Below are 22,964 nucleotides of genomic sequence, written 5' to 3' on the forward strand. Positions count from 1 at the left end.
ATTAAACCTCGTCTACTGACTGACCTTGCAGTGCCTGTTTGATTGATACATCCATGCGGCGAGATGCAAATTCACTACTTGCTTCATCTACCACTTCAATTGCATGCTTAATTGCATCTGGATCAGACGCATTTTGGCGTTTGTCATCTAACATCGCCATAGCCTCTCTCAGGCTATTTAATTCTTGTTCATTTAATAAAGCTGATTCTGTTGCCAAAGATGCTTCTAACGCTTCAAGTACTCTGAGCGCTTCAACTTGCTGCTCTTTGAGCATACGCGCCTGCATATCCTCTTTAGCAAAACTCATTGAATCTTGTAGCATTTGAGCAACTTGGTCATCACTTAAACCAAATGATGGTTTAACTTGGATATCTGCTTGTACACCCGTCGACTTCTCACTTGCTGAAACGCTCAATAAGCCATCGGCATCGACTTTAAAAGTCACCCGAATGTGCGCAGCGCCTGCAGCCATCGCCGGAATGCCTTTGAGGCTGAATTTCGCCAGTGAACGGCAATCATCAACCAACTCGCGCTCACCCTGCAGGACGTGCAGTGACATCGCAGTTTGGCCATCCTTAAACGTCGTGAACTCCTGTGCACGCGCGACTGGAATTGTTGTATTGCGAGGAATGATCTTCTCTACTAAACCACCCATGGTTTCTAAACCTAAAGATAGCGGTAAAACATCCAATAACAGCATATCTGAATCAGGTTTATTACCCGCTAAGATATCAGCTTGAATGGCCGCACCAATTGCAACCACACGATCGGGGTCAATTGACGTTAGCGGTTCTTTTTCAAAAAACTCACCAACTGCTTCGCGAATAACTGGCATACGCGTTGAACCGCCTACCATCACTGCTTCTAAGACTTCTTCTTTGCTCACATCCGCATCTTTTAATGCTCTACGACAAGCGCGTAATGTCTGTTTTACGAGTGGCGCAACAAGCTCAGCAAATTGACCGCGCGTAACAGAAACTAGATGCTCTTCAGCGCGAAGTTCAAGTTTTACATTGACCGTTTCATACCCACTCAACGCTTCTTTACAGGCTTTCGCTTTTTGAATAAGCAAGCGCAGCTCTTGTGGTGTTAAATCACTCAGCTGTAATATTGACTTAAAATGTTCAACAAGCACTGCGTCAAAGTCATCACCGCCTAAGCTTGAATCACCGCCCGTTGCCAGTACTTCAAAGACACCTTGATTTAAGCGTAGAATTGAAATATCAAAGGTACCACCACCTAAGTCATAAACAGCAATCACACCTTCCTGGCCAGAGTCCAAACCGTAAGCGACGGCAGCAGCTGTTGGCTCATTTAATAGGCGTAGCACTTTTAAACCTGCGATTTCTGCCGCATCTTTGGTACTTTGTCTTTGCGCATCATCGAAATAAGCAGGTACCGTAATTACGCTTCCCACAATTTCTTGGCCTGCAAAGCTATCAGTTGCTCTTTGATGCAATGATTTTAGAATTTCAGCTGATGCTTGAATTGGATTGATTGGACCTGCCACAGTGTTTACAGCCAGTGCACCTTGGTGCTCCACGAACTCATATGGCAAGTTTTGATAACGAGAGGTTACTTCTGAAACAGATTTACCTAAAAAGCGTTTCACTGAAATAAGCGTATTTGTTGGGTCTTCTACAGCAGCTTGCTGCGCTTGTTGACCAACAGTAACGCTGTCTACATGATATCTAACAACAGAAGGCAACATGGCTTCGCCATTAATATCCGCTAGCGCTCTGGCTTCACCACTTTGTACTGTGGCCACCAAAGAGTTAGTAGTACCTAAGTCGATACCTATTGCCAATTTATGTTCGTGAGGTGCCGCGCTCTGCCCCGGCTCAGCAATTTGCAATAATGCCATAGTACTCTTTTAACTTAAGTGGTGACGCTAGATCAATCGAAAAGGCTATCTTCAATGCGAGACAGCTCTTCGCGTAATTTATATATGAATTTTAACTTGCGGATATTATCAGCTGCAACTTCTAATACAGCAATATCTTGGCTCACAAGCTGTTCTGCAAGTTGCGCACTATATTGCGTATCTAACTGCTTAATCTGCACTTCGAATGCTTCAATTTCATCTTCAGGGTCGCTGCTATGCTGAATGTCTTCCAGTGCTTCCCTCAGCTCCATTTGCTGCATTAAAAATGCAGGGTCTTGCAATGTTTGCTGCTCAGCTCGAATGTCGACACCTTGCTCACTTAGCATATACTCAGCGCGCTTAGCTGGATGCTTTAACACAGCTAGAGCATCATTGATCTCAGATGTCTTCTGTACAGCCACTAATTTTTCACGTTCACTTTTTCCTGCAAACTTATCAGGGTGGACTGCGCGTTGTAATTCTAAATAGCGTTGATTTAACAGGGTTAAATCAACGTCATAGCTCACTGGTAAATTAAATAATTCAAAATATCGCATAAGGACCTAATACAGCAAAGCCCTACCAAGGCAGGGCTTTAGCAAACTATCTATTACAGATGGTTAAACGGTGAAGCTTTCACCACAGCCACATTCGTCTTTCTGATTCGGGTTAATAAACTTAAACCCCTCATTGAGACCTTCTTTGGTGTAATCAAGCTGAGTACCGTCAATATAAACTAAGCTTTTTGCATCAACGATGATTTTAACGCCCATTTCTTCGAACACTTCATCACCTTCCGCAAGCTCATCAACGAATTCGAGTACATACGCAAGACCTGAGCAACCAGTCGTTTTAATACCAACTCGCAGGCCTAGACCTTTTCCTCGGTTTGCAAGGAATGTCTGCACACGATTTGCAGCTGCTTCAGTTAATGTCACTGCCATAATTTATCTCTTACTTCACTTGCTTATTTTTATAGTCTGCAATTGCAGCTTGAATTGCATCTTCTGCAAGGATTGAACAGTGGATTTTTACAGGCGGTAGCTCAAGCTCTGCTGTAATATCTGTGTTCTTGATTTCAGCAGCTTGGTCTAATGTTTTACCTTTCACCCACTCTGTTACTAGAGAAGATGAAGCAATCGCACTGCCACAACCATATGTCTTAAACTTTGCGTCTTCAATAACACCTTCATCAGACACTTTAATTTGTAGCTTCATCACGTCGCCACAAGCTGGCGCGCCAACCATACCAGTTGCTACATTAGGGTCGTTTTTATCCAACGTACCTACGTTACGTGGGTTTTCCACGTGGTCAATTACTTTATCACTATATGCCATAACTCTTTCCTCACTAACCGCTTATATACTTGCTACAGTCCATACAAGCTGTCTTGTTTAATGGTGTGCCCATTCAACTGAATCTAAATCAATACCGTCTTTAAACATTTCCCACAGAGGAGACATTTCTCTCAAACGACCAATTGAGTCTTTGATAAGTTTGATGGTGTAATCAATTTCTTCTTCTGTAGTAAAACGGCCAATACTGAAACGAATTGAGCTATGTGCTAACTCATCGTTACGGCCTAGTGCACGAAGTACATAAGACGGTTCAAGGCTTGCAGACGTACAAGCAGAACCTGATGATACTGCAATATCTTTTACAGCCATCAGAAGTGACTCACCTTCAACATAGTTAAAGCTGATGTTTACAATACCTGGTACAGATTGGTCGACAGTGCCATTAAAGTACACTTCTTCCATATCCATGATGCCATCGATCAGACGCTGACGAAGTGCGCTGATGTGTGCATAATCTTTTTCGAAATCTTCTTTTGCAATACGAAAAGCAGAACCCATGCCTACAATTTGGTGTGTTGCAAGAGTACCTGAACGCATACCACGCTCATGACCACCGCCATGCATTTGTGCTTCAAGACGTGCGCGAGGCTTACGACGAACATATAATGCGCCGATACCTTTTGGACCATACGCTTTATGGCCTGAGAATGACATGAAATCAACTTTAAGCTGCTTCATATCAATCGCTACTTTACCTGCGCTTTGTGCACCATCAACGTGGAACATAATTTTACGTTCACGACACATTTCACCAATTGTTGCGATGTCTTGAATAACACCTAGCTCGTTATTTACGTGCATGACACTGATTAAAATTGTGTCTTCACGAATTTCGTCTTCAAGCTTTTTCAGATCTAACAGGCCGTTTTCTTCAACGTCCATATAAGTCACTTCAAAACCTTGACGCTCAAGCTCACGACACGTGTCGATAACCGCTTTGTGCTCAGTTTTTACAGTGATGATGTGCTTGCCTTTCTTCTGATAGAAGTTCGCAGCACCTTTAATTGCTAGGTTGTTTGACTCAGTCGCACCAGATGTGAATACGATTTCGCGCGGGTCAGCATTAATTAAATCAGCGATATCATTACGCGCTTGGTCAATAAGTTCTTCGGCCTGCCAACCAAAACGGTGTGAACGGGACGCAGGATTACCAAAGTTACCATCCATTGTCAGGCATTGCATCATTTCATCTGCAACACGCTGATCAACCGGCGTGGTTGCAGCATAATCTAAATATATCGGTAATTTCATTTCTTTCTCCGCTAGACGCCAATTATAATTGGCAACTCACTTGAATATTATCTAATTGCTTCATCGCATCGCTTACGTTTCTATCCTGACGTGATGCAACTGATTGCACATCAGAGTTTGAAACAAGCTCGGCAAGGGAAATACTGTTTAAAAATTCTTCTATTCGCACACTTAAATCGGACCATAGCGTGTGTGTCAGGCAACGCATACCGCTTTGGCAACCACCGCCTTCACCGTGACATCGAGTTGCATCAACAGACTCATCCACCGCATTAATCACATCACCAACAGAAATCGTGTGTGCATCGCGCCCCAGTAAATAGCCACCACCTGGACCTCTCACTGAGCTCACGAGTCCATTTTTACGAAGACGTGCGAATAATTGTTCTAAATATGAGAGAGATATTTCCTGACGTTCAGAAATATCTGCCAGAGGCACAGGGCCAATATTGGCATGCAACGCAACATCGAGCATTGCAGTTACTGCATACCTGCCTTTTGAAGTCAGTTTCATACGCGCCTCTAGGTTACCTTCATCAAATGTCGCAAATTGTAATTACCTGACTAAGATAGTCAAGTATTAACGACATCTATTGCTTATAAAATAAGTTACTACTTACTCAGTGTCTTTACTCAAATACCTGACTAATTTAATCAGGTATTATTGGTATTGTAATTACCCGAGTAATTTAGTCAAGTATTACTGTGATGAAAGTATCTAATCTTGATGCACAACTTTATTTTGTCGATTTATTCACCGAGCTCAGAATACCACGTAGGATATTCAACTCTTGATCTTCAGGTCTTGCACGATTGAATAGGCGTTTTAGTTTGGTCATCACCATGCCAGGATGCTGCTTAACAATGAAGCCAGTATCGTTTAACGTTGATTCAAGGTGCTCATAGAATAAAGCCATTTGCTCTGATGTTGGGTATTTCGTATCGTCTTCTTCAGGCTTAGCATCTTGCGTATCTAAGAAGGTCATGCGCGTTTCATACGTTAATGTTTGCACTGCCATAGCCAAATTCAATGAACTATACTCAGGATTCGCTGGAATACAGACGTGATAGTTACATAACTGCAACTCTTCATTGGTCAAACCGCTATTTTCTCGACCAAACACAAGTGCAACAGGACCGTCAATAGACTCTGCGACCAACTTCTGTGCACACTCTCTTGGGTCTACCATCGGCCAAGATAAAGTACGAGAACGCGCGCTAGTGCCTATAACTAAACTACAATCCGCAATAGCATCTTCAAGCTTATCGACAGTGACAGCATCGCCAAGTACATCTGTTGCACCCGCAGCCAACGCGCTCGCGTGACTATCTACCTCGCAAGCAGGATCTACTAAGTACAATTTTGAAAAGCCCATGGTTTTCATTGCGCGCGCAACTGAGCCAATATTTCCAGAGTGTGAAGTGTTCACAAGTACGATTCTAATATCTTGTAATGCCATGCTATTTATCTCAGACAAAAATAATGTCGTAGTTTACCATAGGATGACAGGATCAAACCACCAAACCATTTGAACAAAAAAACACCAATCTTTTTATTGCAAAGTTATTTACTTTATCGAGAAAATCGCTAGAATACGCCGGCTCAGAAAATTTAGTTCTTTTACAATTCAAAGGTAATGCTATGCATCCAATGTTAAACATTGCGGTACGCGCTGCGCGTAACGCGGGTAAAGTGATCTTACGTGCAACTGAAGATCTGTCTCAAGTTGAAGCGACTCAAAAAGGCACAAACGACTTCGTGACAAGTGTTGATACAGAAGCTGAACGTGTGATCCGTGACACTATTTTAAAATCTTACCCAGATCACGCAATCGTTGGAGAAGAACTTGGCCACACAGATGGCAAAGATAATGATTACCTTTGGGTTATCGATCCACTTGATGGCACTACTAACTTCATTAAGGGTATCCCTCACTTCGCAATCTCAATTGCACTTAAAGTTAAAGGCCGTGTAGAACAGGCTGTTATCTATGATCCAGTTCGCAGCGAATTATTCACCGCTTCTCGTGGTCAAGGCGCACAGTTAAACAACAAACGCATTCGTGTCACTAAAAGCAACGAACTGGCTGGTAGCGTATTAGCGACAGGTTTCCCATTCAAACAAAAGCACCACTTAGATGCATACACAGAAGCATTTAAAGCGCTATTCATTCATACAGCTGATATCCGTCGTGCTGGTTCTGCCGCGCTAGATATGGCATATGTTGCAGCTGGCCGTATTGACGGTTTCTATGAAATTGGTCTTAAGCCATGGGATACAGCGGCGGGTGAGCTGTTAGTAAAAGAAGCTGGTGGCATGTTAATGGACTTTGCAGGTGGTGCAAACTACAACAACAGCGGTAACATCATTTGTGGTGCACCGAAACTGTGCCAAGCAATTGTTAAAGAGATCCGCCCTGTACTAACAGAGTCTCTACTTAAGTAAGCAAACGCATTCTTTGAATACAAAAAACCCAGGCAACGCCTGGGTTTTTTATTTACAAATAAAACGTGTTATTTGATTTCAACGCGTTGTGAGCGCATCACAACGTCATCATTCAATTCAATACCAATACCCGGCTCTTCCGATACTTTAAACACACCCTTTTCTGGCTGTGGATCTTGAAGGCACAGTTCTCTGTTCCACTTTTTAATTGCATAAGTATGGTGTTCATGGATTAAGAAATTCGGAATGGCTGTTTCTAAATGCAATGACGCTGCGGTTGCAACCGGGCCACCACATACGTGCGCTTGAATGCGGATATCAAAAATATCAGCATAGTCACATACTTTCTTCGTTTCAGTAAAACCACCACATAAACCAATATCAGGTTGCAATACATCAATGCTTTGATCTTCAAAGTAAGGTCTTACATCCCAGCGATTATACAAACGCTCGCCGCCGGCAATTGGTACAGCCGTTTTATTAGCAACTTTAGCGTGTAGTGAGTGGTTTAAGTAGTTCACTGGCTCTTCGTAGTACATGCAGTCAAACTCTTCTGCAATTTCTGCAATTTGAATTGCCGATGTTGCACCTGGCAAACTGTGACATTCAAAAATAATGTCCACTTCATCGCCAACCGCTTCGCGAATGGCTTTCATACGTGAACGATACAGTTTCATTTCACCACGAGAAATCAGCTTAGTACGATCGTAATATGTATTACCATCTTTATCATACATGATAGGGTCAACTTTCACCGCGTCATAGCCTTCAGCCAATGCTTTGTGTGCCGCTTCAGCATATTCATGTGGCTGTACAAGTGCTTTGAATTCATCATCCCAATCAAACTGTAGCTGTGATGCGTAAGTACGTAGTTCAGGGTTTACTTTACCACCTAGCAACTGATAAACCGGGAGCTTTAATGCCTTACCTTTAATATCCCAAAGCGCTGTATCAATCGCACTCATCGCTGCATACACCACAGGTCCGCCACCCAGTCCCCAAAAGCTCTCTCTCAACATACGAGACCACAAAAGCTCAGTTTGGAATGGGTCATGGCCAATCAAGAATGCTTCTGCCATCTCTTTAATCATACTTGCAGCAGCACTATGACCTAAGTCGTAAGCAAGTCCAGCTTCACCCACTCCTGAGATCCCTTCATCAGTGTGAATTCTCACAAAGACAGGGGTCCAAGCTGGTCTGTCTGGACAATGTATATCAAATACTTCGACGCGATTTACTTTCATTATGACTCCTATTGAGCAAAGCCCGGATCTAAGCGATATGCTTTTCTCAGCATTGCTGGCCAAGCAACTTGACCACCGGTACTGCCGCTGTGCACGACTTTAGCTTGTTTGTATATATTATCTTGAATTGGTTGTGGCACTTGTATCGCTGGGTGACCTGTCGACATAATTGCGACTTGAATTTCACACGCACGTTGTAAATCAAAAAAGCGCATGAAGGCGTCACCAATTGTTGGTCCCACTGTTAAACCACCATGGTTGACTAGGAGCATGTGATTAGTATCACCGAGATCCGACTGCAAACGAGCTCTTTCATCATCATTCACAGCAAGTCCCTCATAACCATGATATGACAGTGATGGCAACGAGAACATGCTATGCTGGCTCAATGGCTGCAGTCCACCTTCAAGACTAGCCACAGCTATCGTCTCTTTGGTATGCAAATGAATCACACAATGCGCATCCTCTCGAACTTCATGAATTGCACTGTGAATTGTGAAGCCCGCAGGATTTATTTCAAACGGTGTATCATCAAGAATATTGCCTTGCAGGTCTACCTTTACAAGATTAGAGGCAGTCACCTCATCAAAACTTAAGCCAAACGCATTGACTAAGTATTGATCAGTCCCGGGTAATCTGGCTGACATATGAGTATAAATTAAATCACCCCAACGGAAATGTTCTACTAAACGATAGCAAGCTGCAAGATCAACGCGTAGTTTCCACTCTTCTTCACTTACTTTTCCCTTTAGCTTTAACTCGGGTAACTCGAACATCACGGCTCCTTATACTCAACATGGTGATTTTAGATGTTTAGAAGTCTAAATCACAAAAAAAAATAGTTCAACACACAGGAGTCATCCTGCGTAAATTAATTCGGTACGAAAAAGCCACCCAAAGGTGGCTTTTATATTGATCCTAAATTTGAATCACTTATTTGACTGTTGATAGATACTCAGCAATTGCTTCAAGTTCAGCATCAGAGACACTTGCCACCATGGCCTTCATCGCAGCAGACATCCCATTGCTGCGTTTACCAGATTTAATGTCTTTCATCTGCGACAACGTGTACTCTTTGCTTTGCCCATTGACCTTTGGATATAGTGGCATAATAGGCGCCTTACCTTCTGCCCCATGGCATGTTTGACACATTTTAGCCGTGTACAAAGCCTTACCATCTGCCGCTGCCACATTGCCAGATGCCAACATAGTTACAGTCGTTACCGATGCGAACACAAATTGCTTTATCTTCATCATATCATTTCTCTTTTTTGACGGTTATTTAACCAGTGTAGTAGACCCAAAGCCGCTCTACACAATTACTTATTCGGATTTAAAAAATGAACCGAGTCAATAAAGAAAAATGAGATAAATAAACTACCAGACTAAGTCATCAGGGACTTCGAAATCCGCATACGGATCATCATCGTCCTTTTTATCACTGGCGTCTTCTACATGGAAAACAATATACTTTTCATCGACTTCGGCAATTTTTCTCGCAGGCTCATCTTCCAGTACATAAAACTGACTTTCCAATACACAAATGGCCAAGCGGCCTTTGGATAAAGCTTGCTGTGTCGACTCATTAACATCTAATTCCTTTACCTTATTTTCGAAAGTGAAGTTAAATGTGCGGTCGCCCCTAATTTCTTCTTGGTTATGATGCTCAAGAATTTGCTTCACACGAGCAACTTGCTCACGTTCTTTTAAATCATCTTGCTTTGCTTTATTCAGCGCTTCTGCTTTTTGCTGCTGTGCAAGCTTGGTCTGCTCAATATGCTTTTGCAGATCCGTTTGGTCGCTCGTTGCGCCTTTTTTCTTTTTCTTCTTTTGCTGTTTGCGCTTTTCCGTTTTAGCAACTTTCATTTTGTGCTCAGTTGTCAAACCGGCTTTTAACAGCTGATCCTGTAGAGAACCCATCATGTCACTCCATCAATCTAAACTTGCCGCCATTTTAATACCAAACTGGGCAAATCTCTAAATAATTTCTCTCATGACGCAGTAAAACAACCTGACAAATACAGAAAACAAAAACCTTCCCTTGCCCTCTGCCCACTAATCTACCAAGTTCATCGAAGTAATTTATGATGTATAACAAGTTTTTACTTCTTTTTAGAGCAAAAGCGTCGTCAAAAGTAGATAATAATATTGCACTCAAATTAAGAAACTAGAACATGCCCATATTTCATTTGCTATCGTGCTCAATCGTTGTATTTTTTGTGTTGTATGCCCCACAACCGTTATTGGCCATGTTCGCCGAACACTACCAAGTCAGTCCAGCCAAAGCAGGGCTATTAATGACAGTCACCATGCTACCACTTGCTGTAGCGCCTATTTTCTATGGTCTGGTTTTAACTCGGCGATGTAAGTTAACAATGTTGCGATACACCATGCTTGCGCTTGCAGTATGCTGCCTCGTCATTAGCGTCACTCAGCAATTCGAAATCTTCTTATTCATGCGATTTATCGAAGGCTTACTGCTTCCGGCGGCACTCACATCTATGACGAGCTACATTGGCCAAACTTGGCAGGGACAAAACCTTCGAGAAAAAATGACATGGTATGTGGGTAGTACCATAGTTGGTGGTTATGCAGGGCGCGCATTAGCAGCAAACTTTACTAACTGGTGGGGATTTGAGAGTTTTTACCTGTTCAATGCAGGGTTACTGATCGTGCTCGCGTTGATGATCCGTCCCACACCTAAAGAGCAAAACGATACCAAGCCAATTATCTCTCCAAAAGACTATCTAAAGCCGTTAAAAACAACTCAACTACTGCGCTTGTACAGCGCGGTATTTTGTATGTTTTTTTGTTTTTCAGCCTTACTTAATTACTTACCTTTTATTTTAAGTAATGAATATGACATAAAGGACCCATCTACCATAGCTTGGGTTTACAGCGGTTATTTAATTGGCGCAATTATCTCTATGTTAACGCCTTTTTTATCCAAGATCTCACGTAACAATTGGCTGATTTTAAGCGTCTTATTCGCCGTATATTCAACAAGTTTACTGATTATGCAGTGGCGTAATTTAGATACATTTGTCGCGATGTTCACATTGTTTTGCGCCTGTATGTTCATGATACATGCAAGCGCTGCGCCTTTGGCCAATGAAATCAGTACAGCCAATGCTGGTGTCACTAATGGTGCGTATGTATCATTTTACTACTGTGGTGGTGCACTGGGCACTTTTGTACCCGGCTTCATTTATCAACTTTATGGCATACACGTCTTTTTATTGAGTTTGTTGCTTGTCTGTATAACCGGGGGCTATTTAACATTGCTCAATTACCGTTCTGGCAAAGTAACCCAGCTAGGCTCGTGACCACTGTTTTGCCAAAAGACTTTTAAATCTTCCAGCGTTAGTACCCATGTTTTGTCATTTTCAAATGGGTGGCACTGCCATTGCTCAGCTTGAGTTAACTCCCTATCAAGCCATAATTCGACCTGCTTATGCTCATCATTGAGTGTTGCCAAGGCGGAAACACAGCCGGGCTTCACTTTTAAGTATTTTTCTAACCGCTCACTAGAGCAAAACCCCAACCGAGATATACCTTGTTGTTTTGACAGTGCTTTCAAGTCTAATTGTTTGTCGGACAATGTAATAACTAAAAAATGGCGTTTACCATAATTATCTCTCAGGAAAAGGTTTTTTAATCCTACCCCAGCTCTTTCAAGACCAATCTCTTTTGCTATGGTGCAATTAACCAAAGGCACATGTTGATAGCTAATATAGTCAATACCTAGCAGTGCTAATTGCTCAGCAAGCAATTCAGAGTTAGGTAAACTCACAAGCAATGCCCTCGCAATTGCACACTGCGTTGACGCCAGTACACATTGTCAATATTGTAACCTGCCTGACAATAGGCTTCGTCTTTTAGTGCTTGCTGTAATAGGCTGACCGCCTTATCTTCTAAAGCTAATTTTAACTCCGGCGATTCCTCAACCCGTTTAAACTCTGAGAATTTTTCTAGCTGTTTTTTTGTAATTGGTTTGTTTTTAGCTAATTCCATCTGCGGTGTGCGTTTTACCGTAACGACGAAAGCAAATTCCGACTGCCCGTTTTCATTCTTACGCTTATGCAAAGTTTGCTTTTCAACTTCGAAGGCTGGCTTTGGTACAGAGCTACAAGCTACCAAAATAGTTGACAAGAGCAACAAAAATAGACGACTCATAATTTTCCTATCCATAATTTTGCCCCAGTGTACCAAAGCTGGTCGTATTTTTGAGTTTTTTAAGAAAAAAACTTGACGCGAAGTGCAAAAGCCTTTAAATTTCGCATCGTCCAAAAGACATGTTGGGGCTATAGCTCAGCTGGGAGAGCGCCTGCCTTGCACGCAGGAGGTCAGCAGTTCGATCCTGCTTAGCTCCACCAATTTTTCTTTTAGACATTCCCAAATAAAGTGGGGCTATAGCTCAGCTGGGAGAGCGCCTGCCTTGCACGCAGGAGGTCAGCAGTTCGATCCTGCTTAGCTCCACCACTTTACTACCCTCTTATATTTCCAGATCCATTTACCAAATATTTTTCCGTCGTTAAAGACTCAAGACCCATTGGACCATAAGCGTGTAACTTGGTTGTTGCTATGCCAATTTCTGCACCTAAGCCTAATTGACCACCGTCACTAAACCGTGAAGACGCATTGACCATCACCACGGATGCATCCACTTGCGCTTGAAACTGTTGAGCCGCTTGCGCTGAGCTTGTGCAGATCACTTCTGTATGATGGCTACCGAATTGGTCAATATGCGCCAAAGCGCCGGCTAAATCCTCAACTATGCGAACTGCAATTTCAAGCCCTAGATATTCTTGACCAAATTGATCGTCAGCTAGGATATTTACACAGCTAAAATAAGCAGCCGAAGACTGACAAGCATGTACCTGAACCCCAGCCTGACTTAATACCTCACGCACTTTTGGTAAAAATATTGGTGCAATAGATTGATGAACTAACAAGCCTTCTAATGCATTACATACGCCTGTTCTTTGTGTTTTGCCATTCAGTAACAGCGCAATCGCCATGTCGAGATCAGCATCATTATCGACGTATAGATGACATACACCTTTAAAATGTTGGATCACCGGAATAGAGCTGTGTTTTGTCACAAATTCAATCAGTCCTTCACCACCGCGCGGGATCACCAAATCGATATCGTCTTTTTGCTGCATCAGCTCAAGCAGCAAAGCCCTATCCGGATCTGGTACAACCGTGATCAACTCAGTTGGCAAATCATACTCTCTCAGTACACTATGCAGCGTGTTAGCAATGGCTAACGAGCTGTTCAATGCTTCTTTGCCACCTCGTAATATTACCCCATTGCCAGATTTGAAACACAGTGCGCCCGCATCCGCGGTCACATTCGGTCTTGCTTCATAAATCATGCAAATAACACCAAGTGGTACACGCATTTTTTGCACTTCAATGCCACTTGCTTGTTTACCAAGTATTCTCTTTTCCCCCACGGGGTCTGGTAACTGCGCGACGTCCTCTAGCCCTGATGCCATATCTTCAATACGTGTAGGGTTTAAAGTGAGACGATCTATCATTGCTGTGGACAAGTGATTTTCACTGGCCGCTCGCAGGTCTAACTCATTGGCTTGCTGAATTTCACATTTACTTGCTCTAATCGCCGCAGCCATCGCATGCAGGATTTTATTCTTCTGCGCTGTATCCAATATAGCGAGCTTTTTCGCAGCAATAGCAGCATTTTTAGCTAAATTTGTAATTAACGTCATTCTCTTTTCTCTCATTCCTAGTACTTGAATGTAAGTATTTCAAACCCATTACACCCTCATTGATAATACGCATGTTCAAAGCTTTGGGTAAAGTGAATATTGTTTAAATGGTGCCCACTGTATAGATTAGTTCTAGCTTCTATCAAAGACATGAAACATGATAAAAAATCACTCAATTTTAATAACTTATTCTCTTTTTTGACTTATTTACTATGATATAACCGAGCTAACACTATACTAATATTCAATGAGCTAACTAGGCTGGAGAGTTTATGTCGGCTATTTATATTGCCGCGATTGCCATATTTTCTGTATTTGCCCAATGGCTAGCATGGGTCGCTAAAGTACCCGCAATCTTGTTTTTATTATTAACAGGCTTATTACTCGGCCCGGTATCCGGGGTGTTAGACCCTGACCAATTACTCGGAGACTTACTCTTTCCCGTAGTCTCTTTGTCTGTCGCCATCATTCTTTTTGAAGGCTCATTAACACTCCACTTTAGAGAGCTAAAAGGCATTGGCAAGGTGGTTCGAAACTTGTGCTCAATTGGCATGTTGACCACGTTTATCATCATTACGGCCTGTGCTATCTATGTATTAGAACTTGATTGGCCTGTGGCTGCAGTCCTCGGTGCTGTTTTAGTTGTTACAGGCCCTACAGTCATTGCACCAATGCTCAATGCCATGCGTCCAACCAAGGATATTGACAGAATTTTACGCTGGGAAGGAATAGTCATTGACCCTATTGGCGCATTATTCGCTGTGTTAGTATTCGAAGCTGTCAGCTTGGTTGGCAAAGATGGGGTTTTTAGTCACACCTTAATGGCTTTGTTTTCTACGCTCAGTGTCGGGCTCAGCGTAGGCATTATTTCTGGCTGGTTCACTAGCTTAATCATTCGCAAAGAGTGGTTGCCATTTGAGCTGCATAAATTTGGCATATTGGCGTTAGTGCTTATGAGCTTTACGTTATCAAATCACTTAAGCCATGAATCAGGATTACTTGCAGTCACTATTTTTGGAATATGGCTTGCTAATCAAGATGATTTAGAAATTGACGCTGTGCTTGAATTTAAAGAAGACTTATCCATGATCTTAATCTCTAGCCTATTTATTTTACTTGCAGCGCGCTTAAAGCTTGAGGAACTCATGATGTTAGACAGCGGCATCTTTTGGTTCCTAGCAGTGGTATTATTTGTCGCAAGACCACTGAGCATTGCCGTATCAACGTTTAACAGTGATATTCCTTTCAAATCTAGGCTCATGCTTGCCTGGATTGCACCTCGCGGTATCGTGGCGGCCGCAGTCGGCTCAGTCTTTGCTCTGAGCATGGCGCAATCTGGTCATCCTGATGCAGCAAAGATAGTGCCTTTAATTTTTACTGTCATCATAGTCACAGTGATCCTGCAAAGTCTCACTGCCACACCATTAGCTCGCTTACTCGGTGTTAGGCAACCAAGTCCAAATACGTTGCTCATCATAGGCGCTAATCACGTAGCCAGAGCCATTGCATGCGGACTAAAAGAGCAAAATATCGATGTCTACTTATCAGATCCCGCTTGGGAAAACTGCAAAATGGCAAGAATGGATGGATTACCTTGCTACTATGGAAACCCGCAATCTGAGCATGCAGAGCGCTATCTACCCTTGACCAGCCTCCACTCTGTATTGGCTTTATCACCCAACAGACACCATAACGCACTCGGTGTGCAATACTTTTCGCATCTGCTCGATGAGCAAAGCGTTTACTCATTAAAGTCTTCAACTAATCATGCAAAAGCCAATAAGGACAGCGCAACCTTTTTATCTCGTCAAATATTATTTGGAGATACTGGGAATTACGCCAAGCTCAGTAGCCTAATGGCAAAAGGCGGCAAAGTCAGTGCAACTCGATTGTCAGAGGAGTTTAGCTGGGAGCAATATTTAGAAGTGAATAAAGAGGCAATCCCACTCTTTATTATTTCTGAGCAGAAAAAAGAAGATGATCCGCTGTCTATTAGGCCTTTTACGTCTGAAGATAAAAAGCAACCAGAGCAAGGTGACAGAATTTTGGCTTTGCAGCCGCCAAAAATGTCAATTTTAAAGGACTCAGTAAATAAAGAAGTCTCTATTGGAGAAAAGCTCAATAGCTAAACTAATTCAACATTCTCGCTCGTTTGATCACACTCTCGGGCATTTTTTTTGCCAATTTTGCCAGTGCCATTTCAATTTGCTTATGTATTGCTTTATCAGCAACAACCGCGTGAAATAGCCAACGATAAGCATCCTCATAATCTCTCGGGCTGCCAAACCCTTGATTAAATAACCCCACCAAACGTAGCTGCGCCTTTAAGTTACCAAGTGCAGCAGCTTCACGTAAATACACGATGGCCATGGCTTTGTCTGCTTGTACAAGTTGACCAACATCATAATAGCGCCCTAATTGCTCCAGTGCTGCCGCTAAGCCTTGCTGAGCAGCTTGACGCATGTAATATAGCCCAAGCTCCACATCACGCTCAACACACACAGCATACGCTAACATATCACCATACAAAAATTGATACGAAGGCAAGCCCATTATTTCTGCTCGGGCTTCAATATCTTGTACTAATTGGCAATCATCTGCTTTTACTCGCTGTAGATGTTGGTTATTGTTGATTAAAGTGATCAATTCATCTTGCGTATACAAAGGAACAGCTTCAATTTGTTCATTGGCCAAAGCGTGTCCAACGAAACTGAAACCTAGCATTAATAGAGGGAGTCGAAGTGTTTTAATCATAACTTTTAGCATTTAATATGAGTCTAAAAATATGAATACAAAAAGCGTACCAAATTATCATCGGTAGCTTATTTCAGGCATAAAAAAAGCTGCCGTAGCAGCTTTTTTAACTTTAATTATTCACCGAATGGGTTGCGAACAATCATAGTCTCTACACGGTCTGGACCTGTTGAAATGATATCAATTGGTACACCTGTAATTTCTTCTAAGCGCTTGATGTAATTGATTGCAGCTTCAGGAAGCTGTTCAACAGAAGTTGCACCAAACGTATTTTCGCTCCAACCTGGCATCTCTTCGTATACTGGTGTTACCTTCTCGTAACCTTCAGCAGCTAATGGCGTTACGTTAGTAACCGTACCATCTTCAAGCTGGTAACCAGTACAAATCTTAATCGTCTCAATGCCATCAAGTACATCTAGCTTTGTTAAACAGAAGCCTGTGATGCTGTTGATTTGAACAGCACGGCGCATTGCAACGGCATCAAACCAACCAGTACGACGCAAGCGACCTGTCGTTGCACCAAACTCATGACCTTTTTCACCTAAGTGCTTACCAACTGGGTCTTGTTTGTCTAGACCATCGTAAAGCTCTGTAGGGAAAGGACCTGAACCTACACGTGTTGTGTAAGCTTTAACAATACCAAGTACATAGTCTAGGTTTAGAGGACCAAAACCAGCACCTGTTGCTACACCACCTGCCGTTGTGTTCGAAGATGTAACATACGGGTATGTACCGTGGTCGATATCAAGCAATGTACCTTGTGCACCTTCGAATAAGATGTTGTCACCTTTTTCACGAGTCTGGTCAAGCAGCTCAGTTACATCAACAACCATTGACTTAAGGATCTCTGCAATTTCCATCGCATCATCATATGTCTTCTGGAAGTCAACTGGCTCAACTTTGTAATAGTGCTCTAGTGAGAAGTTGTGGTACTCAATCACTTCTTTAAGCTTTGCAGCGAATTGCTCAGGGTTGAATAGGTCGCCAACACGAAGGCCACGACGCGCAACTTTATCTTCATAAGCTGGACCGATACCACGACCAGTTGTACCAATTGCTTTGTTGCCACGTGCAAGTTCACGCGCTTGGTCTAGCGCAACATGGTAAGGAAGAATCAGAGGACATGCTTCACTGATAAGAAGACGATCACGCACTGGTACGCCACGCTCTTCAAGCATGTTAACTTCTCTCATTAACGCATCAGGAGCTAGTACTACGCCGTTACCAATCACACACTTTACGTTGTCACGTAAAATACCTGATGGAATTAGGTGTAATACAGTTTTCTCACCATTAATAACCAAAGTATGGCCTGCGTTGTGTCCACCTTGATAGCGTACAACTAAAGAAGCCTTATCCGTAAGTAAGTCAACAACCTTACCTTTACCTTCGTCACCCCATTGGGTGCCTAATACAACGACGTTTTTACCCATTGCAATATCACTTAGAAAAAATTAGGCGCAGATTTTACCAGAAAAGGCAGGTGGAAATCACCCTGTTTCGAATGATTTTTCTTCAGTCAATTTGATATTAGATAAAACTGTTTGAAATAAATACAAAAAAGCCCGACATAATGCGGGCTTTTTATTTCAGTTAAATGACATTACAAGCACAAAGATTACTTACTGTCCTTTTGCTTCATGTAGTCAAAGAACTCACTATCAGGCGAAAGTACCATCACATCGCTCTTGCTTGTGAAAGTTTTCTTATATGCTTCTAATGAGCGGATAAAACCGAAGAACTCAGGGTCCTGGTTGTAAGCTTGCGCATAGATGTTTGCAGCTTCAGCATCCCCTTCACCTCGTACAGTACGTGCATTACGCTCAGCATCTGCCAACATAACCGTCACACGTCTATCAACCTCTGCGCGAATTGTTTCAGCTTTCTCTTGACCTTCAGAGCGATGCTCTTTTGCAACAGCAGTACGCTCAGCACGCATACGCTGGAAGATAGAGTTACTTACTTCATTTGGTAAGTTAATCTGCTTCACACGTACATCCAGTACTTCAATGCCTAGCTCTTGTGCACTCTCTGATGCCTGAACAAGTGCTTCGGCCATCAGCTCACTACGCTCACCAGATACAATCTCTTTAATGGTACGAGAACCAAAGTTTGTTCTTAGGCCGTTGTTCACTTTTTGCTTAAGTAGTGTTTCTGCGTATTGCTTATCACCACGCGCACGCAAGTAGTAGTTAGAGAAATCACTTACGCGCCACTTTACATAAGAGTCGACGATAAGGTCTTTTTTCTCACTTGTTACAAAGCGGTCTGGTGCGCCATCGAGCGTTTGAATACGCGCATCTAAGTGACGAACTTGGCTAAAGAAAGGCACTTTAAGGTGTAAGCCTGGTTCATACACAACCGCGTTATCTGAGCTGTCTTTTTGAACCTTACTGAATAATAATACAATCGCTCTTTGACCTTCAGTCACGACAAAGACTGAAGAGAACCCTAACAGGGCGAGAAGTATCAAAAAGATAAAACCAAAATTTCTCATCAATTATCTCCCGCTGTTAAAACGATCTTGTGAAAATCTATCACTGCTACTATTCACACTGCTATTTTGAGACTGACCCAGCGTTTGACGTAACTGGTTAATGTCATTTCGACTTGGCAGGGTAACAGGTGAAGACGATTGAGATTGCTGCATGATCTTATCAAGTGGCAAGTACATCATGTTATTGCCGCCTTTCACATCAACAATCACCTTAGAACTACGGCCTAAGATTTCTTCCATCGTTTCGATATACAAACGCTCACGCGTTACTTGCTTTGCTGCTGCATATTCAGGTAATAGCTTTTCAAAACGAGCTACCTCACCTTGCGCTTCTAGTATAATACGCTCTCTATAACCTTCAGCCTCTTGAGTCATGCGCGTCACTCGACCACGTGCTCTTGGCTCAATCTCTCTTGCATAGGCCTCTGCTTCACGGATGAAACGTTGTTCATCTTCTTGTGCAGCAATTGCATCATCAAATGCATCTTTAACTTCTGCAGGTGGGCGAGAGTCTTTAAAGTTAACGTCTGTGACGATCAAGCCAAGGTTATATGGCTCAATAATTTCGTTTAGCTCGTCCCATGTACGTTGACGAACAAGTTCACGACCGGTTGTCAGTACTTGGTCCATGCGAGAGTGACCTACAACATAACGTAGTGCACTATCTAGCGCTTGTTGTAAACTGTGATCGGCATCTGTAACGCTGAAGCGATACAAAGTCGGGTCGACTACACGGTACTGAACTTCAAACTCAACACTAACCACGTTTTCATCTTCAGTTAGCATAAAGCCTGATGCTGACAAAGAACGTACAGCCTCGATATCAATTGGAATAACACGTTCAATGAAGGTCATTTTCCAACGTAAACCTGGCTCAGCGATACGGTCAAATTGACCGAACTGAAGTACGATGCCTCGTTCAGCTTCTTTCACGGTGTAAATACCGCTTAGTGCCCATACAATTAAAGCAATGATGAAGATGAAGGTGATCCCTGCACCACCAATGCCGTTTTTATTATTTCCTGGCTTGCCGCCAAATATTCCGCCGAACTTGTTGTTAAACTTGCGGAATACCTCGTCCAGATCTGGTGGCCCTTGATCTCTCCCACCGCGATTTTTCCACGGGTCGTTATCATTGCCATTATTACCCGGTTCGTTCCAGGCCATAGCTATACTCCATTGTTATAAAATGAATTAAATTAAATCTAACAAAATTTGCCGCATTCTTATAGCGAATTAGGCTGAATTAGTAATTTTTTCAACTTTGAGCAATAAACTGCTCTATTTCCGGCCCCTGCTCTTTTTTCAACCGCTCCCAATCAGCTTGAGGCAGTCTCACATTCAGCAGCCAGTTACCTAACTCGTCATAACTCTCATCACAAACCGCATTCAGATTGAATAGCGCCCCGCGTAATTTCCCAAAAGCAGGAGGCACAACAAGCTGATTGCAAAACATCTTTTTTGCAAGCAACTCAGAAATTGCCTGTGACAGTAACTCAATACCTGTATTAGCCTGCGCAGATAGCCACACTCTAATTGGTACGCCATTTTCATCTCTATCGATCTTTGGTTGGATCTCTTCCACTAAATCTATTTTGTTATAAACCAATAGCTGAGGGATCTCATCGGCTTCAATTTCTTCTAAAACCGATTGTACCTGTTCAATGTTCTCTTTTCTTCTTTGATCAGCAACATCAACAACATGTAGTTGTAAATCTGCTTCACGTGTCTCTGTTAATGTTGCTTTAAACGCTGCAACAAGATCGTGAGGTAGATGTCTTATAAAACCAACAGTATCAGCTAAAATTACTGGCCCAACATCATCGATGTCTAGCTTACGCAGCGTAGGGTCAAGTGTCGCAAATAGCTGGTCCGCTGCGTATACGTCAGAGTTAGTAATTCGATTGAACAGCGTGGACTTGCCTGCATTCGTATAGCCAACCAGTGATACGGTCGGAATTTCATTTCGGCTTCTTGCTCTGCGCCCCTGCTCTCGAACCACGGCTACTTTATCAAGCCTTTTTCGAATACTCTTAATGCGTTCTCTAAGTAGTCGACGGTCCGTTTCTAACTGTGTTTCACCAGGGCCTCGTAAGCCAATACCACCCTTTTGCCTCTCTAAGTGCGTCCAACCTCTGATCAGGCGTGTCGAAATATGCCTTAGCTGAGCTAGCTCAACCTGCAACTTACCCTCGTGTGTTCGCGCACGCTGTGCGAAAATATCTAAGATAAGGGTCGTTCTATCAAGCACACGACAGCGACAAACATGCTCTAAATTTCGCTCTTGAGAAGGACTAAGTTGGTGATTAAATATAATGACGTCTGCTTTATAAGTTCTGACAATCTCGGCAATTTCTTCTGCTTTACCCGTACCAACAAATAGCTTGGGATGCGGTGCTTGACGGCTGCCTTGCACAACCGCCACGCTACTAACACCAGCAGAAGATACTAGCATTTCCAATTCTTGCAGATCTTCTCGATCTCCTTCGTTAGGAAACTCTATGTGCACTAAGACTGCCTGTTCGCCGGCTTCATAACGGTCAAACAAGCAATATGCTCCTAATATCTATTAAAAATTTCCATCTTCGTTTTGTTCTGCGCCTTCATTTCCTTGTGTATTCTGGAAATTAACAGCTCTAGCAGGAACAACCGTTGAGATAGCATGTTTGTAAACCATTTGGTTTACGGTATTTTCAAGTAAAATCACAAATTGGTCAAAAGACTGGATTTTGCCTTGTAATTTGATGCCGTTAACTAAAAAAATTGAAACTGGAATGCGCTCACGACGCAAGACATTCAAAAACGGGTCTTGTAACGATTGGCCTTTTGCCATTTTCTTATCCTTCGTTCTAGGTGTTATTATGTTGAGTTAGTTGAATAAATTAAAACAAATTATTGGTTCAACTACTATTAGCTTAGCGAACTTAAAATTCGTTGCAAGTTTTCTTGCTCTCCGGTCTCTAGCCAAGTTACATTTGGCCAACTACGAAGCCAGGTCAACTGTCGCTTTGCAAGTTGTCTGGTAGCGGCTATACCTCTGAATACCATTTCATCGTAATCGCATTCACCGCTTAAATGTTCCCACATTTGCCGATATCCTACACAACGGATAGAAGGCAAATCTGGATGCAAATCATCTCGATTATATAGGGTCAAAACTTCGTTTTTAAACCCTTGATCAAGCATTATTTTAAATCTTTCCTCAATTCGCTCATGCAATATTTTACGATCATTTGGCGCAATGGCAAACTGATAAAAAGTATAAGGCAACTCAGGTTGTTTTTGCTTTTGCAATAACGACATGGGCTTGCCTGTTATACGATACACCTCAAGCGCGCGATTAATTCGCTGCGAATCATTTTCAGAAATTTTCGCAGCTGCTTCTGGGTCTATTTGCACAAGCTCCTCATGCAAAGCTGGCCAGCCCTTTTCTGACGCTTCTTGCTCAAGCTTTGCTCGAACAACTTCAGATGCCTCAGGTAAAGGAGATAGTCCTTCTATGAGTCCTTTGAAATACATCATGGTGCCACCGACCAAAACGGGCACCTTGCCTTGTGCATGAAATTTGTCTATCAGCGCAATCGCATCGCGGCGGAAGTCTGCAACTGAGTAACTCTCTCGAGGGTCGATTAAATCTATCAAGTGATGAGGTGCTTGAGCGAGCTCGTCTGCGTCAGGCTTTGCGGTACCAACATCCATACCCTTGTATACTAGCGCAGAGTCAACACTGATAATCTCAGTATCTAAATGCTTACATAGCTCAATGGCCAGTGCAGTTTTTCCTGCTGCGGTTGGCCCCATCAGCGTAATAACG

Annotated in this window: 24 protein-coding genes and 2 tRNA genes; 5 read left to right on the forward strand and 21 right to left on the reverse strand. The window is 42.7% G+C overall.

Annotation, left to right across the window (positions count from 1 at the left end; genetic code table 11):
* Position 1: 1 nt before the first annotated feature.
* From hscA to trmJ, 7 genes are all read right to left on the reverse strand, one after another.
* A complete protein-coding gene (gene hscA / locus L1077_RS18550) occupies positions 2-1,864 on the reverse strand; it encodes a Fe-S protein assembly chaperone HscA (protein WP_237138431.1) in 1,863 nt (620 codons plus the stop codon).
* 32 nt (positions 1,865-1,896) lie between these two features.
* On the reverse strand, positions 1,897-2,421 hold the full coding sequence (gene hscB / locus L1077_RS18555; RefSeq protein ID WP_237138432.1) for a co-chaperone HscB: 525 nt from the start codon (positions 2,419-2,421) through the stop codon (positions 1,897-1,899).
* A gap of 63 nt (positions 2,422-2,484) precedes the next feature.
* Positions 2,485-2,808: an iron-sulfur cluster assembly protein IscA gene (gene iscA, locus L1077_RS18560; RefSeq protein WP_039611802.1), complete on the reverse strand. Its 324-nt coding sequence runs from the start codon at positions 2,806-2,808 to the stop codon at positions 2,485-2,487.
* 10 nt (positions 2,809-2,818) lie between these two features.
* Entirely contained in the window at positions 2,819-3,202 is a 384-nt protein-coding gene (gene iscU, locus L1077_RS18565) for a Fe-S cluster assembly scaffold IscU (protein ID WP_237138433.1), read from the reverse strand.
* 57 nt (positions 3,203-3,259) lie between these two features.
* The gene (locus L1077_RS18570) at positions 3,260-4,474 is read right to left on the reverse strand and encodes an IscS subfamily cysteine desulfurase (protein WP_039611804.1); all 1,215 of its coding nucleotides are present in this window, start codon (positions 4,472-4,474) and stop codon (positions 3,260-3,262) included.
* Between the two features lie 22 nt (positions 4,475-4,496).
* A complete protein-coding gene (iscR, locus tag L1077_RS18575; protein WP_039611805.1) occupies positions 4,497-4,988 on the reverse strand; it encodes a Fe-S cluster assembly transcriptional regulator IscR in 492 nt (163 codons plus the stop codon).
* Positions 4,989-5,211: 223 nt separating this feature from the next.
* The gene (gene trmJ / locus L1077_RS18580; RefSeq protein ID WP_237138434.1) at positions 5,212-5,934 is read right to left on the reverse strand and encodes a tRNA (cytosine(32)/uridine(32)-2'-O)-methyltransferase TrmJ; all 723 of its coding nucleotides are present in this window, start codon (positions 5,932-5,934) and stop codon (positions 5,212-5,214) included.
* 182 nt (positions 5,935-6,116) lie between these two features.
* Here trmJ and suhB point away from each other — a divergent pair, with 182 nt between their 5' ends.
* Positions 6,117-6,920 (forward strand): inositol-1-monophosphatase, encoded by an 804-nt coding sequence (gene suhB, locus L1077_RS18585; protein ID WP_039611807.1) that lies wholly within the window; start codon positions 6,117-6,119, stop codon positions 6,918-6,920.
* A 68-nt stretch (positions 6,921-6,988) separates the two neighbouring features.
* Here suhB and L1077_RS18590 read toward each other — a convergent pair whose 3' ends face one another.
* From L1077_RS18590 to L1077_RS18605, 4 genes are all read right to left on the reverse strand, one after another.
* The gene (locus L1077_RS18590; RefSeq protein WP_237138435.1) at positions 6,989-8,164 is read right to left on the reverse strand and encodes a mandelate racemase/muconate lactonizing enzyme family protein; all 1,176 of its coding nucleotides are present in this window, start codon (positions 8,162-8,164) and stop codon (positions 6,989-6,991) included.
* An 8-nt stretch (positions 8,165-8,172) separates the two neighbouring features.
* Entirely contained in the window at positions 8,173-8,940 is a 768-nt protein-coding gene (locus tag L1077_RS18595) for a class II aldolase/adducin family protein (RefSeq protein WP_237138436.1), read from the reverse strand.
* A gap of 157 nt (positions 8,941-9,097) precedes the next feature.
* Positions 9,098-9,373: a c-type cytochrome gene (locus L1077_RS18600; RefSeq protein WP_237138496.1), complete on the reverse strand. Its 276-nt coding sequence runs from the start codon at positions 9,371-9,373 to the stop codon at positions 9,098-9,100.
* 168 nt (positions 9,374-9,541) lie between these two features.
* A complete protein-coding gene (locus L1077_RS18605) occupies positions 9,542-10,084 on the reverse strand; it encodes a DUF2058 family protein (protein WP_237138497.1) in 543 nt (180 codons plus the stop codon).
* A 254-nt stretch (positions 10,085-10,338) separates the two neighbouring features.
* Between L1077_RS18605 and L1077_RS18610 the strand changes: the two genes are divergently transcribed.
* On the forward strand, positions 10,339-11,490 hold the full coding sequence (locus L1077_RS18610) for an MFS transporter (RefSeq protein WP_237138437.1): 1,152 nt from the start codon (positions 10,339-10,341) through the stop codon (positions 11,488-11,490).
* Here L1077_RS18610 and L1077_RS18615 read toward each other — a convergent pair.
* Positions 11,454-11,957 carry a prolyl-tRNA synthetase associated domain-containing protein gene (locus L1077_RS18615; protein ID WP_237138438.1) on the reverse strand — a complete coding sequence of 168 codons (504 nt, stop codon included), beginning with the start codon at positions 11,955-11,957 and terminating at the stop codon, positions 11,454-11,456. The two genes, L1077_RS18610 and L1077_RS18615, sit on opposite strands and share 37 nt — an antisense overlap.
* Positions 11,954-12,340 (reverse strand): hypothetical protein, encoded by a 387-nt coding sequence (locus L1077_RS18620; RefSeq protein WP_237138439.1) that lies wholly within the window; start codon positions 12,338-12,340, stop codon positions 11,954-11,956. The genes L1077_RS18615 and L1077_RS18620 overlap by 4 nt, the downstream gene beginning before the upstream one ends.
* A 124-nt stretch (positions 12,341-12,464) precedes the next feature.
* Here L1077_RS18620 and L1077_RS18625 point away from each other — a divergent pair.
* Positions 12,465-12,540 (forward strand) — tRNA-Ala (locus tag L1077_RS18625).
* A gap of 30 nt (positions 12,541-12,570) precedes the next feature.
* Positions 12,571-12,646, forward strand: a tRNA-Ala gene (locus L1077_RS18630).
* Between the two features lie 5 nt (positions 12,647-12,651).
* Here L1077_RS18630 and L1077_RS18635 read toward each other — a convergent pair.
* Positions 12,652-13,899, reverse strand: a complete 1,248-nt coding sequence (locus L1077_RS18635; RefSeq protein ID WP_237138440.1) for a glutamate-5-semialdehyde dehydrogenase — start codon at positions 13,897-13,899, stop codon at positions 12,652-12,654.
* A 272-nt stretch (positions 13,900-14,171) separates the two neighbouring features.
* Here L1077_RS18635 and L1077_RS18640 point away from each other — a divergent pair, with 272 nt between their 5' ends.
* Complete coding sequence (locus L1077_RS18640) at positions 14,172-16,028, forward strand: cation:proton antiporter (RefSeq protein WP_237138441.1); 1,857 nt, start codon at positions 14,172-14,174, stop codon at positions 16,026-16,028.
* A 1-nt stretch (position 16,029) separates the two neighbouring features.
* Here L1077_RS18640 and L1077_RS18645 read toward each other — a convergent pair whose 3' ends face one another.
* The 7 genes from L1077_RS18645 to miaA all read right to left on the reverse strand — a co-directional run bounded on the left by L1077_RS18645 (position 16,030) and on the right by miaA (position 22,951).
* The gene (locus L1077_RS18645; protein WP_237138498.1) at positions 16,030-16,623 is read right to left on the reverse strand and encodes a tetratricopeptide repeat protein; all 594 of its coding nucleotides are present in this window, start codon (positions 16,621-16,623) and stop codon (positions 16,030-16,032) included.
* Positions 16,624-16,769: 146 nt separating this feature from the next.
* Entirely contained in the window at positions 16,770-18,086 is a 1,317-nt protein-coding gene (locus L1077_RS18650) for an adenylosuccinate synthase (protein WP_063360943.1), read from the reverse strand.
* Positions 18,087-18,271: 185 nt separating this feature from the next.
* Positions 18,272-19,150 carry a protease modulator HflC gene (gene hflC / locus L1077_RS18655; protein WP_063366885.1) on the reverse strand — a complete coding sequence of 293 codons (879 nt, stop codon included), beginning with the start codon at positions 19,148-19,150 and terminating at the stop codon, positions 18,272-18,274.
* A 3-nt stretch (positions 19,151-19,153) separates the two neighbouring features.
* Positions 19,154-20,317 carry an FtsH protease activity modulator HflK gene (hflK, locus tag L1077_RS18660; RefSeq protein ID WP_237138442.1) on the reverse strand — a complete coding sequence of 388 codons (1,164 nt, stop codon included), beginning with the start codon at positions 20,315-20,317 and terminating at the stop codon, positions 19,154-19,156.
* A 91-nt stretch (positions 20,318-20,408) separates the two neighbouring features.
* Complete coding sequence (hflX, locus tag L1077_RS18665; protein WP_237138443.1) at positions 20,409-21,698, reverse strand: ribosome rescue GTPase HflX; 1,290 nt, start codon at positions 21,696-21,698, stop codon at positions 20,409-20,411.
* Positions 21,699-21,719: 21 nt separating this feature from the next.
* Entirely contained in the window at positions 21,720-21,983 is a 264-nt protein-coding gene (gene hfq, locus L1077_RS18670; protein ID WP_039611821.1) for an RNA chaperone Hfq, read from the reverse strand.
* 77 nt (positions 21,984-22,060) lie between these two features.
* The gene (gene miaA / locus L1077_RS18675) at positions 22,061-22,951 is read right to left on the reverse strand and encodes a tRNA (adenosine(37)-N6)-dimethylallyltransferase MiaA (RefSeq protein WP_237138499.1); all 891 of its coding nucleotides are present in this window, start codon (positions 22,949-22,951) and stop codon (positions 22,061-22,063) included.
* Positions 22,952-22,964 lie beyond the last annotated feature (13 nt).

It is taken from the genome of Pseudoalteromonas luteoviolacea (assembly GCF_021654285.1).
Classification (GTDB): Bacteria; Pseudomonadota; Gammaproteobacteria; order Enterobacterales; family Alteromonadaceae; genus Pseudoalteromonas; species Pseudoalteromonas luteoviolacea_J.